This is a genomic window from Streptomyces sp. NPDC001985, from assembly GCF_040296845.1.
GTDB lineage: Bacteria > Actinomycetota > Actinomycetes > Streptomycetales > Streptomycetaceae > Streptomyces.
In genome coordinates, this window is the sequence record NZ_JBEOYB010000048.1 from 1 (window position 1) to 17260 (window position 17260).

The 17260-nt window shown below is 76.2% G+C and carries 3 protein-coding genes; all 3 read right to left on the reverse strand.

Going from position 1 to position 17260, the window contains the following annotated elements:
- Nucleotides 1-254: 254 nt before the first annotated feature.
- Genes ABT122_RS21630 through ABT122_RS21640 form a run of 3 tightly spaced genes read right to left on the reverse strand, consistent with a single transcriptional unit; the run spans nucleotide 255 to nucleotide 17235 of the window.
- Entirely contained in the window at nucleotides 255-7814 is a 7560-nt protein-coding gene (locus ABT122_RS21630; RefSeq protein ID WP_351554547.1) for a non-ribosomal peptide synthetase, read from the reverse strand.
- Nucleotides 7811-12487, reverse strand: coding sequence for a non-ribosomal peptide synthetase (locus tag ABT122_RS21635; protein WP_351554549.1), 4677 nt, complete (start codon nucleotides 12485-12487; stop codon nucleotides 7811-7813). The genes ABT122_RS21630 and ABT122_RS21635 overlap by 4 nt, the downstream gene beginning before the upstream one ends.
- Entirely contained in the window at nucleotides 12484-17235 is a 4752-nt protein-coding gene (locus ABT122_RS21640) for a non-ribosomal peptide synthetase (RefSeq protein ID WP_351554552.1), read from the reverse strand. The genes ABT122_RS21635 and ABT122_RS21640 overlap by 4 nt, the downstream gene beginning before the upstream one ends.
- Between the last annotated feature and the right edge of the window lie 25 nt (nucleotides 17236-17260).

Below are 17260 nucleotides of genomic sequence, written 5' to 3' on the forward strand. Positions count from 1 at the left end.
CATTCCCAGCCCGTCCGGCGACTGAGGACCGACCCCGGGCCACGGGAACCCGCACTCGCGGCCCGCCCAGCAACATTCCCAGCCCGTCCGGCGACTGAGGACCGACCCCGGGCCACGGGAGCCCACACTCGCGGCCCGCCCAGCAACATTCCCAGCCCGTCCGGCGACTGAGGACCGACCCGGGGCCGCGGGAGCCCGCACACCGGTGATGGGCCCCGGGGCCCGCGGGGTGCGGGCGGCCCGGGCTCGGGTGGCTAGGACGGCGGCGGGGGCAGCAGGCCCTGGGACTCGAAGAAGCGGAGGTAGTGGGCCAGCAGCCCGGGCCCCGGCTGCGGGCGCGGCAGCCCCGAGTCCGCGAGCCCGGACCGCAGACGGTCGGTGTGGAAGGGCTCGGGCACCCAGGGAGCCGCCGGCCGGGGAGCCTGGCCGCGGAGCTGCGGCAGGAACGGACCCACCGGGTTCCCCGGGTCCTCGGCCAGCGCGTCCGCCCACCGCGCCGGTTCCGCCAGCCCCACCGGCCGCCCGCAGGCGGTCATCCACTCGGCCAGGTCGGCCATGGAGACCGCCGGTGTGTCCGCGTGGTGGAAGACCTGCCCCCGCGACTCGGGCCGCAGCGCCAGATGGACCATCCCCTCGGCCACCTGGTCCACCGGCGTCCACAGTTCGGCCGGGCCGTGGCTGGGCAGCAGCCCCACCCGCAGCGAGCCGACCAGCAGCCTGCCGAGGAAGTCCTCGGTGGTCCACGCGCCGGTGCGGCTGTGCCCGGTCACCCGGGCGAGCCGGTGGACGGTCGTCGGGACACCGAGCCGCCCGGCCGCCGCCACCAGCGCCTCCGCCGCGCGCTTGCTCTGCACATACCCGTTGCCCGGCCCCTCGATCTCCGGGAGCTCCGCCTCCTCGGGCCAGCGGGCGAGCCCCGTCTCCAGGCGCGGGATCACCGACAGGGTCGAGGTGTGGTGGAGCCGCTTGAGGCGCCCGGTGAGCGAGAAGCGCACCATCTCCGCGGTGCCCAGCACATTGCCCGCCCGCAGGGCCGGATACCCGCGCAGCAGACTGATCGAGGCGCCGTTGTGGAAGACGGTGTCGATCCGCCCGGCGAGCGCCGCATAGGTCGCCGGGTCCAGTCCGAGCCCGGGCCGGCCCAGATCGCCGGGGACCGCCGTCACCCGGCCGGGCGGCAGCTCCGGCAGGCCGTAGCGGTCCCTGGTCTCCCGCAGCCGGGCGCCGGCCGCCGTCTCGTCGGCGGCGCGGACCAGGCAGTGCACCCGGGCCCCGGTGACGGAGAGCAGCGTCTCCAGCAGAAACGCGCCGACGAAGCCGGTGGCCCCGGTCAGCAGGATCTCCGCCGGGCGGTCGGCGGGGTGCGCGGGGCCGGGCAGGGCGCGCAGCGCCGGGTCCAGCCGGGCGTCCAGCCGGAGCTGGGCCGCCGGGTCGGGCGCGTCCGCGCCGCCGGGCGCGTCGGCCCCACCGGTCGCCGCGGTGACCTGCGCGGCCAGGGCGGCGACGGTGGGCGCGTCGAAGAAGGTCCTGGTCGCGATCCTCGCCCCCAGCTCGGAGCGGACCCGGGCCAGGAGCCGCGGGACGAGCAGCGAGTGCCCGCCGATGGCGAAGAAGTCCTCGTGGACCCCCACCCCGGGCAGGCCGAGCAGTTCGGCGAAGGCATCCGCCAGCGTCTTCTGGACCGGGTCGGTGGGCCGCTCCCCCTCGGCGGGGCCGAGCCGGTCGGGCGCGGGCAGCGCGGCACGGTTCAGCTTGCCGCTGCCGGTGACCGGCAGCGCGTCGAGGAGCATCACGGCGGACGGGACCATGGCCCCGGGCAGCACGCCGGCCAGCGCGGCGCGCAGTTCCTCGGGGTCGGGGGTCCGGCCCGGCGCGGGGACGGCGTACGCCACCAGACGGCGTCCGCCGGGGAGGTCGTCGCGGACCGCGGCGGCGGCCGACACCACCTCCGGCTGCGCCGTCAGGGCGGCCTCCACCTCGCCGAGTTCGATCCGGAAGCCCCGGATCTTCACCTGGTCGTCGCTGCGTCCGATGAAGTCGATCCGGCCGTCGGGCCGCCGGCGCACGACATCGCCGGTGCGGTAGAGCCTGCTGCCCGCCGGTCCGAAGGGGTCGGCCACGAACCGTTCCGCCGTCAGGCCGGGGCGGCCGAGATATCCCCGGGCGAGTCCGCCGCCGCCCAGGTACAGCTCACCGGGGACCGAGGGCGGCACCGGGCGCAGGGCGGCGTCGAGGACATGGGCACGGGTCCCCGGGTCGGGGATGCCGATGGGCACGGAGCCCGGCGCGGTGTCCGCGTACTCCTGCGGATCGCAGGCGCCGAGGGTGGAGTTGACGGTCGCCTCGGTGGGCCCGTAGGCGTTGAACAGCCGCCGGTTGGCGCCCCAGCGGGTCACCAGCTGGGGGGAGACCCGTTCGGTGCCGGCCAGCAGCACGGAGTCCTCGGGCAGTTCGCACTCGGGCGGCAGGGCCTCCAGCAGCGCGGGGGGCAGGATCAAGACGGTCGCTCCGTGGTCGAGGGCGTACTCGGTCAGCTCCGGTCCGGCCACCCGCCGCTCGGAGGGTACGACGATCAGCCGGCCGCCGGAGCAGAGCGCCAGGCAGAGTTCCCAGAACGCCACATCGAAGGCGGGTGAGGCGAAGGCCAGGATGCGGCTGTCGGGGCCCACGCCGAACCGCTCCCGCTGGGTGGCGATCAGCCCGGCGACTCCGGAGTGGGTGAGCAGCACCCCCTTGGGCCGGCCCGTCGAGCCCGAGGTGTAGACGAGGTAGGCGGCGTGGTCCGGGGTCACGGCACCGCCGCGTTCCTCGTCGGTGACCGGGCCGGCGCTCAGCGCGGCGGCGCGGGCGGCGGTCGCCGGGTCGTCGAGCACCACGGCCACCGCCTCCGGTCGGGCGGCGGCCGGTCCCCCGGTGAGCGCGGCGACGGTCACCACGATCACCGGCGCGGCGTCGTCGAGCATCAGGGCGATCCGCTCGGCCGGGTAGTCGATGTCGAGCGGCAGATAGGCACCGCCGGTCTTGACCACGGCGAGCTGCGCCACGACGGTGTCGATCGAGCGGGGCAGCGCGAGGGCGACCAGCCGCTCGGGTCCGGCTCCCCGGGACAGCAGCAGCCGGGCCAGCCGGTTGGCGCGCTCGTCCAGCTCCCGGTAGGTGACCTGTTCCGTCTCCAGGACCACCGCCACCGCGTCGGGCCGCAGCCCGGCCTGCTCCTCGAAGGCGTCCACCAGGGTGATGGGGGCCTGGGAGGAGGGGGAGCCGCTCCAGGGGCCGAGGATATTGGTCCGCTCGTCCGGGGAGAGCACCTCGATCGCGCCGATCGGACGGTCCGGTTCGGCGGCGACCGCTTCGAGGACCCGGACCAGGCGTTCGGCCAGGGCCCGGGCGGTCGGCGGGTCGAAGAGGTCGAGCCGGTAGTCGAGCCGGCCGCTGATGCCGTCCTCGCCCGGCCGCTCGGTGAGATCGAGGGCGAGGTCGAACTTGGCGGTGCGCAGCCCGGTGTCGTGCTGGGCGGCGGGCACCCCCAGCAGACGAGTGCCCGGCGCCGGCACGACCTGGTGGGCCACCATCACCTGGAAGAGCGGGTGGCGGGAGAGCGAGCGGACCGGGTTGAGCAGGTCAACCAGGCGTTCGAAGGGCAGCTCCTGGTGGGCGTAGGCCGCGAGGTCGGTGTCCCGGACCCGGCGCAGCAGATCCAGGAAGCCCGGGTTCCCCGAGGTGTCGGCGCGCAGCACGAGGGTGTTGGTGAAGGAGCCCACCAGGCCGTCGAGAGCCTCGTCGGCACGGCCCGCGACGGGGGTGCCGAGGGGGATGTCGTGGCCGGCGCCGAGCCGGGTCAGCAGGGCGGCCAGGGCGGCCTGGAGGACCATGAACACACTGGCGTCGCACTGGTCGGCGAGGTCGCGCAGGGCGCGGTGGAGCCGCGGCGGCACGGTGAAGGGGACGGTGTCGGCCCGGTGGCTCGCGGTGGCGGGCCGGGGGCGGTCGGCGGGGAGGGGCAGTTCCTCGGGGAGACCGGCCAGGGCGGAGGTCCAGAACGCCTCCTGGCGGCGGCCCGTGCTCCGCGGGTCGTCCTCGTCGCCGAGGAGTTCGCGCTGCCACAGGGTGTGGTCGGCGTACTGGACGGGCAGCGGCGCCCAGGAGGGCTCGCGGCCCTCGCGGCGGGCCGCGTAGGCGGTGTCCAGGTCGCGCAGGAGGGGGCCGCGCGAGGCCCCGTCGGCGGCGATGTGGTGCACCAGCAGCACCAGGAGGTGGTCGGCGGGGCCCATGGTGAGCAGATGGGCCCGGAAGGGGATCTCCCGGTCCAGGGCGAAGCGGTGGGCGGCGACCTCGGCGAGGCGTGCGGCAAGGTCCCGGGGGGCGAGGGATTCGGTGTGCAGCGGGGGGCGGGCCTCCTCGGGGGCCAGTACGTGCTGGCGCGGGACGCCGTCGTCGTCGGGGAGGACGGTGCGCAGGGCCTCGTGGCGGCCGGTCAGATCGCCGAGGGCCGCGTGGAGGGCGCCGGGGTCGACCGGTCCGGACAGCCGCCAGGCCCAGGGGATGTTGTAGGTGGTGCCGTCCGGGTCGAGGCGGTCCAGGAACCAGAGCCGGCGCTGGGCGAAGGAGAGCGGTATCGCCGGGGGCCGTACGGCGGGTGCGAGGGCCGGCCGGGCGGTGGCGCCGCCGTCGAGGAGGAGGGCGAGCCGGGCCGGGGTGGGGGCGTCGAAGACGGCCCGCAGGGGTACGTCGGTGTCCAGTTCGCCGCGGATGCGGCTGACGAGCCGGGTGGCGAGCAGCGAGTGGCCGCCGAGGTGGAAGAAGTGGTCGTCGGGGCCGGTCGCGGGCAGGCCGAGGACATCGGCGAAGAGCGCGCACAGCTGCTTCTCGCGGAGGGTGGCCGGGGCCCGTCCCCCGGCGCCGGTGGTCCGCCCGGGGGCGGGCAGGGCGCGGCGGTCCAGTTTGCCGCTGGGGGTGAGCGGAAGGGTGTCGAGCCGGACGTAGTCGGCGGGCACCAGGTGCTCGGGCAGGGTGCGGGCGGCGTGGGCGCGCAGCGCTTCGAGGTCGGGGGTTCCGGCCCCCTCGGCGGGTACGGCGTAGGCCACCAGGCGGAGGTCGCCGGGGCGGTCCTCGCGGGCGACGACACAGACCCGGGCGGTGCCGGGGAAGCCGGTGAGGGCGGCTTCGGCCTCGCCCGGCTCGACCCGGAAGCCCCGGATCTTGACCTGGTCGTCGGTGCGGCCGATGAACTCCAGGACGCCGTCGGCGTCGGAGCGCACCAGGTCCCCGGTGCGGTACATGCGCTCGCCGGGAGGGCCGTAGGGGTCGGCGCAGAACCGTTCGGCGGTGGCGCCGGGCCGGCCGAGGTAGCCGCGCGCCAGCTGGGGCCCGGCCAGGTGGAGTTCGCCGGTGACGCCGGGCGGGACCGGGCGCAGCGCCGGATCGAGGACGTACACCCGGGTGTTGTGCACCGGGCGGCCGATCGGGACGGTCGGCGCGGGCGGCGCGTCGGGCCGGTGCGCGTGGGCGGTGACGTCCACGGCCGCCTCGGTGGGCCCGTAGAGGTTGTCGGGGCTGATGCCGAGCAGCCGGTGGCAGCGGTCGGCGGTCTCCCGGCGCAGTGCCTCCCCGCTGCACAGCAGGGTGCGCAGCAGCCCGCGGCAGCCGGCCGCGGCCGGCTCCTGGAGGAAGGCGTCGAGCATCGAGGGGACGAAGTGCACGGTGGTGATGTGCTCGTCCCGGATGAGGGCCGCGAGATAGGCGGGGTCCTTGTGGCCCTCGGGGCGGGCGAGGACCAGGGTGGCGCCGGTGATCAGCGGCCAGAAGAACTCCCAGACCGAGACGTCGAAGCTCGCGGAGGTCTTCTGGAGCACCCGGTCGCCGGGGCGCAGGGGGTAGGCCCGCTGGGTCCACCGCAGCCGGTTGACGATCGCGGTGTGCGGGACGGTGACGCCCTTGGGACGGCCGGTGGAGCCGGAGGTGTAGATGGTGTACGCGGGGTGCTGGAGGCGCAGCGGGGCGGTGCGCTCCCCGGGCTCCAGGTCGTGGTCCGGGTGCTCCGCGCCGGTGTCGGGTCCGACGGTGAGCTGCGGTGTGCCGGTGTCCGGCGCCGGGTGCGGCACCCCGGGCGGGGTGAGCAGCAGGGCGGGCCGGGCGTCGTCGAGCATGAGGGTGACGCGCTCGGCGGGGTAGCCGGGGTCGATGGGCAGGTAGCCGGCTCCGGCCTTGTGGACGGCGAGGAGCGCCACGACCAGTTCGGGCGAGCGGGGCAGGGCGACGGCGACGAGGTCCTCGGGGCCGGCGCCCGCCGCGGTCAGCAGCCGGGCGAGCCGGTTGGCGCGGGCGTTGAGCCGCGCGTAGCTGAGGCTCTGTCCTTCGTGCACCAGGGCCTCGGCGCCGGGGTCGGCGGCCACCCGGGCCCGGAACAGCTCCGGCAGGGTCTGTTCGGGCAGCGGGGCGCTCTCACCGCGCCAGCTCTCCAGGGCGCGGGTCAGCTCGGCGGGGGCGAGGGCCTCGCAGCGGGCGGTGGGCAGGCCGGGGTCGGCGGCGAGGTGGCCGAGGACACGGAGCAGTTGCTCGCCGATGAGGAGGACGTCCGCGCGCTCGAAGGTGTCCGGCCGGTAGTCGAGGGTGAGGGCGAGCCCGCCGGGGGTGGCGGGGTCGGGGACCGCGGTGAGGGTGAGCGGGTAGTGGGTGGCGTCCTCGCCGTCCAGGCCGGTGACCCGGAGTCCGGCCACCGGCTCGCGGGTGGTGGGCGGCGGGTAGTTCTCGACGATGGCGAGGGTGTCGAAGAGTTCGCCGCCGCCCGCCGACGGGGCCGAGCGCTGGATCTCGGCGAGGCCGGGGTACTGGTGGCCGAGGAGCCGGGACTGCTCGTCCTGGAGGCGTTCGAGGAGGGCGCCGAGGGGTTCGGCGGGGTCCAGCCGGACCCGTACCGGAACGGTGTTGATGAAGAGGCCGACCATGGTCTCCACCCCGGGGATCTCCGGGGGGCGGCCGGAGACGGCGGTGCCGAGGACGACATCGGTGCGGCCGGTGCGGCGGGCGAGCAGCAGGCCCCAGGCCGCCTGGACGAGGGTGGCGGTGGTCAGTCCCCGGCTCCGGGTGAGGGTGTGCAGGGCCGCGGCCAGCTCCGGCGGGGTGGTGAGGTCGACCCGCCGGGGCAGCGCGGGGGTGCGGGCGGGCGCGGGGCCGGCCAGCAGGGTGGGTCCGTCGAGCCCGTCGAGCGCCCGGTCCCAGACGGCGGCGGTGGCGTCGCGGTCCTGCTCGGCGAGCCAGGCCAGATAGTCGCGGTAGGGGGTGACGGGGGGCAGCGCGGCGGCGTCCGGGCCGCCCGCGTACAGCGCCAGCAGTTCCCGCAGGACCAGCGGGGAGGACCAGCCGTCGAGCAGGACGTGGTGGAAGGTGAGGGTGAGACGGAAGCGGTCCGCGCCGAGGCGGATGAGCGCCATGCGCAGCAGGGGCGGGGTGCGGACGTCGAAGCGGCGGGCGCGTTCGCGCTCGGCGAGTTCGGCGAGGGCGGCGCGGCGCGGCCCCTCGTCGAGTGCGGAGAGGTCGTGCTCGGTCCAGGGGAGCGCGACCCGGCGGAGCACGACGGCCATCGGGCGGCCCTGTTTGCTGGTGCGGAAGGCGGACCTGAGGTTGGGGTGCCGGTCCAGCAGGGCCTGTCCGGCGCGCCGCAGGGCCGCGGGGTCGGCCGGTCCGGTGAGGTCGATGCCCAGCCGCACGGTGTAGACATCGGGCCCCTGCCCGTCGTCGAGCTGGGTGTGGAAGAGCATGCCCTCCTGGAGGGGCGTCAGGGGCAGGACGTCCTCGATGCGGGACTGCTGGGTCATGACGGCATCCTGTCGCTGTCGGTCACGGTGTCGTCGAACTCGGCTTCCAGGTCGTCGATGTCGTCCTGGGAGAGCCCCGTCAGGGGCAGGTCCGACGGGGTGCGTCCGCCGGCGCCCGCCAGGTCCTCGGTGGACGCGAGGGCCTCCAGGGCGGTGAACCAGGCGGTGGCCAGCGCGTGGGCGCGGTCCTCGGTGAGGAGGGTGGGGGCCCAGGTCCAGCGGGCGGTGAGGCGGGGTCCCTCGGGGGTGTCCCAGGTGGCGGCGTTGACCTCGATGGCGTGGCCGAGCGGCATCGCCGGGTCGGCGCCGCTGCCCACCGGTCCCCCGGCGGCCGGCGCGTCGCCGGCGGGGGCGGTGAAGCGGCCGAGGTAGTTGAAGCCCACCAGCGGCGCGGGGAGGGCGGCCAGGGCCCGCGCGGTGTCGGGGTTGAGCCGGCGCAGCAGTCCGTAGCCGATTCCGGCGTCGGGGACGGCCCGCAGCTGCTCCTTGACCTCCTTGACCGCGCGGCCCAGGGCGGCGCCGTCGTCGCGGAGCCGGGCGGGGGTGAGCGGGTCGGTGGCGAGCCGGACCGGGTGGACGGCGGTGAACCAGCCGACGGTGCGGGAGAGGTCGGTGCCGGGGAAGAGGTGTTCGTGCCGGCCGTGGCTCTCGACCTCGACGACGGCGGGGCTGCCGCCCTCGGGCCACTGGGCGAGGGCGAGGGTCAGCGCGGTGAGCAGGATGTCCTGCACTCCGGCGTGGAAGAGGGCGGGGACGCGTCCGAGCAGGGGTTCGGTGAGGTGTGCGGGCAGCCGGAGTTCGAGGCGGCCCGCGGTGCCCTGGGTGTCGCGCTCGGGGTCGGGCCGGCGCCCGGCGAGGAGGGGGCCGGGGTCGGTGAGGATCTCGGTCCACAGCGGGAGTTCGGCGGTTCTGCGGGGGTTCCGTGCCTCCTCGCCGAGGAGTTGGGCCCAGCGGCGCGGCGAGGTGGTGGCGGCGGGCAGCCCGGGCGGGGTGCCCGCGGCGGCGGCGGTGAGGGCGGTGGCGAGGTCCGGCAGCAGGATGCGCCAGGAGACGCCGTCGACGGCGAGGTGGTGCAGGACCAGCAGCAGCGTTCCGGGGCGGCCGGGTCCGGCGTCGAGCCACTCGGCCCGCAGCAGGTCGCCGTCGTCGGGTGCGAGCCGGGCGCGGGCGGCCTCGGCGCGGGCGCGGACGGTCCCGGCCAGCTCGGCGCCGCCGAGTCCGGCGCACTCCACCCGGTGCAGCCGGGGGCCCGCGGGCACGGCGCCCGGGGGCTGGACGCGCAGGGTCCAGGAGTCGGGTGCGGTGCGTTCGGTGCGCAGCCGGAGGGCGTCGTGGTGGTCGATGAGCGTCTGGAGGGCGGTGGTGAGGTGCTCTTCGGTGGTGCCGGCCGGGACGGGCACGGTGGCGGACTGGGAGAGTCCGGCCGCCGGGCCGCCGAGGGCGCCGAGCCAGGCGGTGATGGGTGTGGGGCCGACCTCGCCGGTGCCGTCGTCGGCCTCGGCGGGGGCGGCGGGCGCGGCCCGGCCGGCGGCGCGGGCCAGGGCGGCCGGCGTGCGGTGGGTGAAGACGTCCCTGGGGGTCAGGGGCAGTCCGGCGGCGCGGGAGCGGGAGACCAGTCCGATGGCGAGGATGCTGTCTCCGCCGAGTTCGAAGAACGAGTCATCGGGCCCGGCCCGGTCCAGGTGGAGCACGTGGGCGAACAGCTCGCACAGGGTGGTCTCGGCGGGGCCGGAGGGCTGCCTCGCGGTGGTGGTGCCGCTGGTGTCGGGGGCGGGCAGGGCCCGGGTGTCGACCTTGCCGTGGGGGGTGAGCGGGAGGGTGTCGAGCACGGTGAAGGAGGCCGGCACCATGTGCGGGGGCAGCACCTTCTCGGTGTGGGCGCGCAGTTCGGCGGGGGTGGGCGCGGGGCCGGCGGCGGTGGCCGCGTAGGCCGTCAGCCGGGTTCCGCCGGGGCCGTCCCGGCGGGCGACGACCACGCAGCGGGAGACCCCCGGGTGGGTCGCGACGGCGGCCTCGACCTCGCCGGGCTCGATCCGGAAGCCCCGGATCTTGACCTGGTCGTCGGCGCGGCCGGCGAACTCCAGGGTGCCGTCGGCGGCGCGGCGGGCCAGGTCGCCGGTGCGGTAGAGCCGCTCGCCGGGGGCGAAGGGGCTGGCGACGAAGCGGCCGGCGGTCAGCCCGGGCAGGCCCAGATAGCCCCGGGCGAGCTGGCCCCCGCCGACGTACACCTCACCGATGACACCGGGCGGTGCCAGGTCCAGGTCCGGGGTGAGCAGATGGAGGCCGAGGCCCGGCAGGGCGTGTCCGATGGGGCTCGCGGCGGTGTCCGTCATCCCGGCGTGCAGGGGCTGGTGGGTGGCGTGGACGGTGGTCTCGGTGATGCCGTACATGTTGATCAGGCGCGGGCCGCCGGAGGGGTGGGCGGCGTACCAGTCGGCGAGGCGCGGGGGCTGGAGGGCCTCGCCGCCGAAGATGACGGCGCGCAGACCGGCGGTGGGGGTGCCGCGCTCCGTCACGGCCGCGGTGAGCTGGTGGAACGCGGAGGGCGTCTGGTTGAGCACGGTCACCCCCCGCTCGTCGAGCAGGGTGAGGAAGTCCTCGGGCGAGCGGCTGACGGCGGTGGGCACGATGACGAGCCGGCCGCCGTGGAGCAGGGCGCCCCAGAGTTCCCAGACGGAGAAGTCGAAGGCGTACGAGTGGAAGAGGGTCCACACGTCGTCGGGGCCGGGTTCGATCAGCGGCGCGGTGGCGGCGAAGAGGCGGACGACGTTGGCGTGCGGGATCAGGACGCCCTTGGGGGTGCCGGTGGAGCCGGAGGTGTAGATGGCGTACGCGGGGTGCCGGGGGTCCAGCGGGGCCCGGCGCGCGGCGTCGTCCGGATCGGTGTCCGGGCGGCGGCCGAGGTCGGCGAGGGTGCCGGGGTCGTCGAGGCGCAGGGTGGGCAGAGCGGGCAGGGTGGTGTCGGTGAGGGTGCCGCGCACGGTCAGCAGGGCGGTGGGGGCCGCGTCGGTGAGCAGCAGCCTGATCCGGTCGGCCGGGTAGTCCGGGTCGACGGGAAGGTAGCCCGCGCCGGTCTTGAGGACCGCGAGGACGGCGACGACGAGCTCGGCCGAGCGGGGCAGGGCGAGGGCCACCAGGTGTTCGGGGCCGGCGCCGAGCGCGATCAGCCGGTGGGCGAGCCGGTTGGCCCGGGAGTTGAGTTCGCCGTAGGTGAGCCGCTCCTCGCCGTCGACGACGGCGACGCGCCCGGGGGCGGCGGCGGCCCGCTCCTCGAAGAGCGCGGGCAGGGTGGCGCCGGGCGGTGGCGCCGGGGCTTCGGCGGCCGGCCTCAGCAGTTCGCGGCGCTCGCCGGGGCTGAGCACGTCCAGCCGGGAGCAGCGGGCGCCGGGGTCGTCGGCGATGGCCACGAGGACGCGCTGGAAGCGGTCCAGCACGGTCTCGGCGGCGGCCCGGTCGAAGGTGTCGGGCCGGTGCTTGAGGAGGAGACCGGTGCCGCCCGGACCGGGCTCCACCATGAGGGTGAGAGGGTAGTGGGTGGCGATGGGCCGGGTGGTGGAGGCGGCGGTGAGTCCGGCGCCCCGCTGTGCGGCGGTGATGGCGTCGGCGTCGAAGGGGAAGGACTCGAAGACGGTGAGGGTGTCGAAGAGTTCCCCGGTGCCGGTCATCCGCTGGATGTCGGCGAGGCCCAGGTGCTGGTGGTCCATGAGGGCGGCCTGTTCGGCCTGGACGCGGACGAGCAGTTCGGCGACGGTCTCGGCGGGGTCGGTGCGGACCCGTACCGGAAGGGTGTTGATCAGCAGGCCGACGATGGTCTCGACGCCGGGGAGCAGGGGCGACCGGCCGGAGACGGTGGCGCCGAAGACCACGTCCCGGCGGCCGGTGAGCCTGCTGAGGAGCAGACCCCAGGCGGTCTGGACGACGGTGTTGAGGGTGACGCCGTGGGCGCGGGCCAGCGCGGTGAGCCGCTCGGTGAGGTGCTGGGGCAGCCGTGCGCCGACCTCCTCGGGCAGCTGGGGGCGGTCGGGCCGGCCCGCGGGGGCGAGCAGGGTGGGTTCGTGGACGCCGTCCAGGGCGGTGCGCCAGGCCGCCAGCGCCGCTTCGCGGTCCCGCCCGGCGAGGTGGGCGAGGAAGTCCCGGTGGGGCTTGGCCGCGGGGAGCGCGGCGGGGTCGCCGTCGGCGGCGTACAGCGCGAAGAGGTCGCGCATCAGCAGCGGGGTGGACCAGCCGTCCAGGGCGATGTGGTGGTTGGTCATCACCAGGCGGTGCCGGCCGGGGCCGGTGGTGACGACCAGGAAGCGGATCAGCGGTGGCTGTTCCAGGTCGAAGCGGCGGACTCGGTCGGCCTCCACGAGCCGGGTCAGCTCGGCGTCCCTGGCGCTCTCGTCGAGCGGTGACAGATCGGTCTGCCGCCAGGGGACGGTGACCTCGCGGAGGACCACCTGCACCGGGGAGCCGGTGTCGCGGATGAAGCCGGCGCGCAGACAGGTGTGCCGGCGGACCAGGGCCTCGGCGGCGCGGCGCAGCCGGGCGGGCTCCAGCGGGCCGGTCAGATCGACGACGAGCTGGGCGACATAGACGTCCAGGGAGGTCTCGTCGTAGACGGAGTGGAAGAGCAGACCCTCCTGGAGGGGGGTCAGGGGCAGGACGTCCTCGATCGGGGAGCGGGTGCTCATGCGGTGCGCCACCTCGATTCCAGGGCGTTGAGCTGGGCCTGGTCGAGGGAGACCAGGGAGAGGTCCGAGGGGGTCAGACCGCCCGCGTCGGGGCGCTCGGTGTGGGTGGTGAGGGCGGTCAGGGCGGCGAGCCAGCGATCGGCGAGCGCGGTGACGCCGGCGGCGCCGAGCACGCCCTCGGGGAAGGTCCAGTGGGCGGTGAGCCGGGGGCCTTCGGGGGTGTCCTCGGTCAGGGCGTTGACGACGACGGCGGAGGGTGCGGGCATCCGGGGGTCGGAGGCGGCGGTGAGGCCGCCGGAGCCGATCGTCCAGTCCCGGCGGCTCTCCCCGTCGGTGGTGCCGAAGCGGCCGAGGTAGTTGAAGCCGATCTGTGGTTCGGGGAAGGCGCCGAGGGTGGCCGCGGTGGCGGTGTTGAGCCGGCGGAGCAGTCCGTACCCCAGTCCCCGGTCCGGGAGTTGGCGCAGATGTTCCTTGACGCGTTTGACGGCGTCCCCGGCGGCGGGGCCGCCGGCCAGCGCGTCGTCGAGGTCGAGCCCGGCGACATCAAGGCGGACCGGGTACTGGCTGGTGAACCAGCCGACGGTGCGGGTGAGGTCCGCGCCGGGCAGCACGCTCTCCTCGCGGCCGTGGCCCTCCAGGGTGACCAGGGTGGTGGGCTCGTCGGTGCCCTGGTCGCGGCGCCAGGCGGTGACGGCGAGGCCGAGCGCGGTGAGCAGGATGTCCTCCACGCCGGCGGAGTAGGCGGCGGGGACGGTGGTCAGCAGCGCGGTGGTGGTCGCGGGGGGCACGGTGACGGTGACGGTGTCCATGGTGGACCACAGATCGTGCTCGGGGTCGGGCCTGCGGGTGCCGAGAACCGGGTCGGGGCCGTCCAGGACCTCCCGCCAGATGTCGAGCTGGGCGGTGCGCCCGGGCTGGTTCGCCGCGTCGACCAGGGCGCTGGTCCACTGGCGCAGGGAGGTGCGGACCTCCGGCAGCCGGACCGGTTCGCCGGCGCGGAGCTGCTGCCAGGCGGTGGCGAGGTCCTCGGTGACGATCCGCCAGGAGACGCCGTCCACGGCGAGGTGGTGGACGAGCAGGGCGAGCCTGCCGCCGTCCGGGCCGCCGTCGAACCAGACCGCCTGGGCCATGGCCCCGGCCCGGGGGTCGAGCCGGGCGAGGGCCGCGGCGTGCTCGGCCGCGATCAGATCGGCGAGTCCGGGGCCGGTGGTCCCGGTGGTGTCGACGCGGTGCAGCAGGGTCGCGGCGGACACGGCTCCGGGAGCGGGCACGGCCAGCTGCGGTCCCGGTTCGAGCCGGGAGCGCAGAGCGCCGTGGTGGTCGATGAGGGCCTGGAGCAGGGTGGTCAGCGCCTCGGTGTCCAGCTCGCCGGGCACGTCGAGCAGCGCGGACATGTGGTGCCGGGGCAGCAGGCCGCCGGGGCGGGCGGCGAAGGCCCGCATGACGGGCGTGGGCACGACGGTGCCGGTGCCGTCGTCGGCGGGGGCCGCCGCTTCCTCGGGCGCGGCGGTGGCGGCGGCCAGCGCGGCGGGGGTGCGGTGGGTGAAGACGTCGCCGGGCGATATCCGCAGGCCCGCCGCGCGGGCGCGGCTGACGAGGGAGATGGCGACGATGCTGTCCCCGCCGAGTTCGAAGAACGAGTCGTCCACCCCGACGGACTCGATGCCCAGCAGCCCGGCGAAGAGTTCGCACAGGGTCCGCTCGGCGTCGGTGCGCGGCTCCCGGGCGGGCGCGGTGGCGGTGAAGGAGGGAGCGGGCAGGGCCCGGCGGTCGGTCTTGCCGGACGGGGAGAGCGGCAGCGCGTCGAGCAGGACGACGGCGGCGGGGACGGCGTGTTCGGGGAGGCGGGCGGCCAGATGGCCGCGGAGTGCGGCCTCGTCGACGGCGCCGGGTCCGGCGGGAACGGCGTAGGCGGCGAGATAGGTGCCGCCGGGGCCGTCGTGGTGGGTGGTCACGGCTGCGGCGGTGACGCCGGGGAAGGCGGCGACGGCGGCCTCGACCTCGCCCAGCTCGACCCGGAAGCCGCGGACCTTCACCTGGTCGTCGCCGCGGCCGACGAAGTCCAGGGTGCCGTCCGTGCGGCGGCGGACCAGGTCCCCGGTGCGGTAGAGCCGGGTGCCGGGCGCGCCGAACGGATCGGCGACGAAGCGGGCGGCGGTGAGGCCGGGGCGGCCGAGATAGCCGCGGGCGAGCTGGGTTCCGCCGATGTACAGCTCGCCGGTGACCCCGTCGGGGACGGGCGCGAGGGAGGTGTCGAGCACATGGCAGGTGGTGTGGGGCACCGGGCGGCCCACGGGGACGGGGCCCGGCGGGGTGCCGTCGCCCGTGCCGAGGCTGTGCAGGAGGCAGCCGACCGTGGTCTCCGTCGGACCGTACTCGTTGATCACCTCGGTGGTGCCGCCGGCCGGGGGCCGCCATTCGGCGAGGGCCTCGCCGCGCAGCGCCTCACCGGCGATCACGAGGGTGCGCTCCCCCGCCTCGGCGAGCCGTACGGCGGGCAGCAGCGGGAGATGGCTGGGGGTGATCTTGAGAAAGCTGGCCCGGCCGGCGGCGGAGGCCAGGGCGTCGAGGGTGTCCTCGCAGAGTTCGAGCACACCGCCCTGGAGCAGCGGCCCGTACATCGGTGTCACGGAGAAGTCGAAGGAGACCGAGGAGTGCATCAGGGTGTGCCCGGCGAGGCCCTTGAAGAGCCGTACGGCCCAGTCCAGATGGGCGGCGAGCGCGCGGTGCGCGACGACCACGCCCTTGGGGGTGCCGGTGGAGCCGGAGGTGTAGATGACATACGCCGGGTGGTCCGGGTGGAGCGGGGCGGTCCGGTCGGCGTCGGTGAGGTCCTCCCCGCCGTGCGCGGCGAGCCGGGCGGCGGTCCCGGGGGCGTCCAGGAGCAGCCGCTCGGGGCCCGCGTCCCCGGGCAGCCCGGCGGCGGCGCCGGCCGTGGTCAGCAGCAGCGCGGGCGCGGGGTCGGTGAGCATGAAGCGGACCCGGTCCGGCGGGTAGTCGGGGTCGACGGGCACATAGGCGGCGCCGGACTTGAGCACGGCGAGCGCCGCGACGACGGTGTCGTGGGAGCGGGGCACCGAGAGGGCCACCAGGTCCTCGGGGCCGATGCCCCGGCCGGCCAGCTCGCGGGCGAGCCGGTTGGCGCGGGCGTTGAGTTCGGCGTAGGTGAGCGAACCGGCCGGGGAGAGCAGGGCGGTGGCCTCGGGGGTGCGCCGCGCCTGGGCCTCGAAGAGCGCGGGCAGCAGGGTGCCGGGCAGCTCGGGGGTGGGACCGGCCGCGGCGGCGGTGATCCGCGCCCGCTCGCCGGCGGTGAGCAGTTCCAGGGAGCCGATGGGGGCGTCGGGCCGCTCCAGGGCCGCGTCGAGGAGGGTGTCGAGATGGCGCAGGAGCTGCCGGGCCATGGCGGCGGCGCCGTCGTCGGCCCAGTGGTTGGCCTCGACGCCCACCTCGTCGCCGTCGAACTCGGCGGCCAGCGTCAGATCGAAGCGGGCGCTGCCGTTGTAGAGGTGGCGGCGGGTCGCGGTGAGACCGGCGGCCGTGAAGGGGGCGAGCACGGTGCTGCGCAGCGAGAGGACCAGGTTGAACAGGCCCTGGTCGCCCCGCAGACGCTGCGGGTCGGCCTCCCGGGCGACATGGTCCAGCTCGATGTCCTGGTGCTCGTACGCCTCGACACAGCGGGCCCGGGCCTTGGCGACCAGTTCGGTGAAGCTGTCCCCGGGGCGGACGTCGGCGCGGAGCGCGAGGGTGTTGCCGAGGTAGCCGACGACCTCATCGGCGCGGGGGAAGTCCCGGTTGACGACGGGCGCGCCCACCAGGAAGTCCTGGGCGCCGGTGTAGCGGTGGACCAGGGCGTTGACCGCGGCGAGGAGCACCATGAACGGGGACGCGCCCTCGCGGCGGGCGAACTCCCGGACGCGGCGGCCGGTGCCCGGCAGCAGCCGGTGCGCCTGGTCGTCCCCGGGGCGCCCGGTGCCACCGGAGCCGCCGCTGAGCCGGGGCAGGTCGACGGGGGGCGGCGGGGCGGCCAGCCGTTCGCGCCAGTACGCCAGTCCCTCGGGCCGGGGGTCCGCGGGCCGGTCCGGGGCGGCGGCTTCGGCGAACTGGAGGGCCGGGCCGCGCGGGGGCGGCGTACCGCCGATGAGTCCGAGGTACTCCTCCATCAGCTCGCCGAAGAAGACGGCGGACGTGCTGTCGTCCCAGGCGATGTGGTGGGCGACGAGGACCAGGGTGTGGGTGTCCGCGCCGGTGTGGATGAGCCGCAGCAGCAGCGGGGCCTCGGCGCTGAGGTCGAAGACATGGCCGGCCGCGGCCCTGGCCTCCGCCGCGGTGCGCTCGGCGGCGGCGGGGCCCGGCAGATGGCTGAGGTCCACCCGGTCGAAGGGCACGGCGAGGCCGGCCTCGACCCGCTGGACGGGGGTGTCGTCGGGGCCGGTGCGGTAGGTGGTGCGCAGGATGTCGTGGCGGGCGGTGAGCCGGGCGAGGGCCCGGCCCAGGACCGCGCCGTCCAGCGGTCCCGTGAGGTCGAGGGCGATCAGCACGTTGTAGGCGACGCTCTCGGGGTGCAGTTGCTGGATCGACCACATGCGCCGCTGGCCCGCGGAGAGCGGCAGGTCCTGGCGGTCCGCGGCGGCGGGCGCGGACAGGGGGGCGGGGTCGGCGCCGAGGTTCTCGCGCTCCTTGGCGAGGCGCAGCAGTTCCCGCCTGCGCTCAGCCGCTCCTCGTTCCGTCCGGGCACCGTCAGTTGTCACGGGGGGTTCGCCTTCCATTGGCATG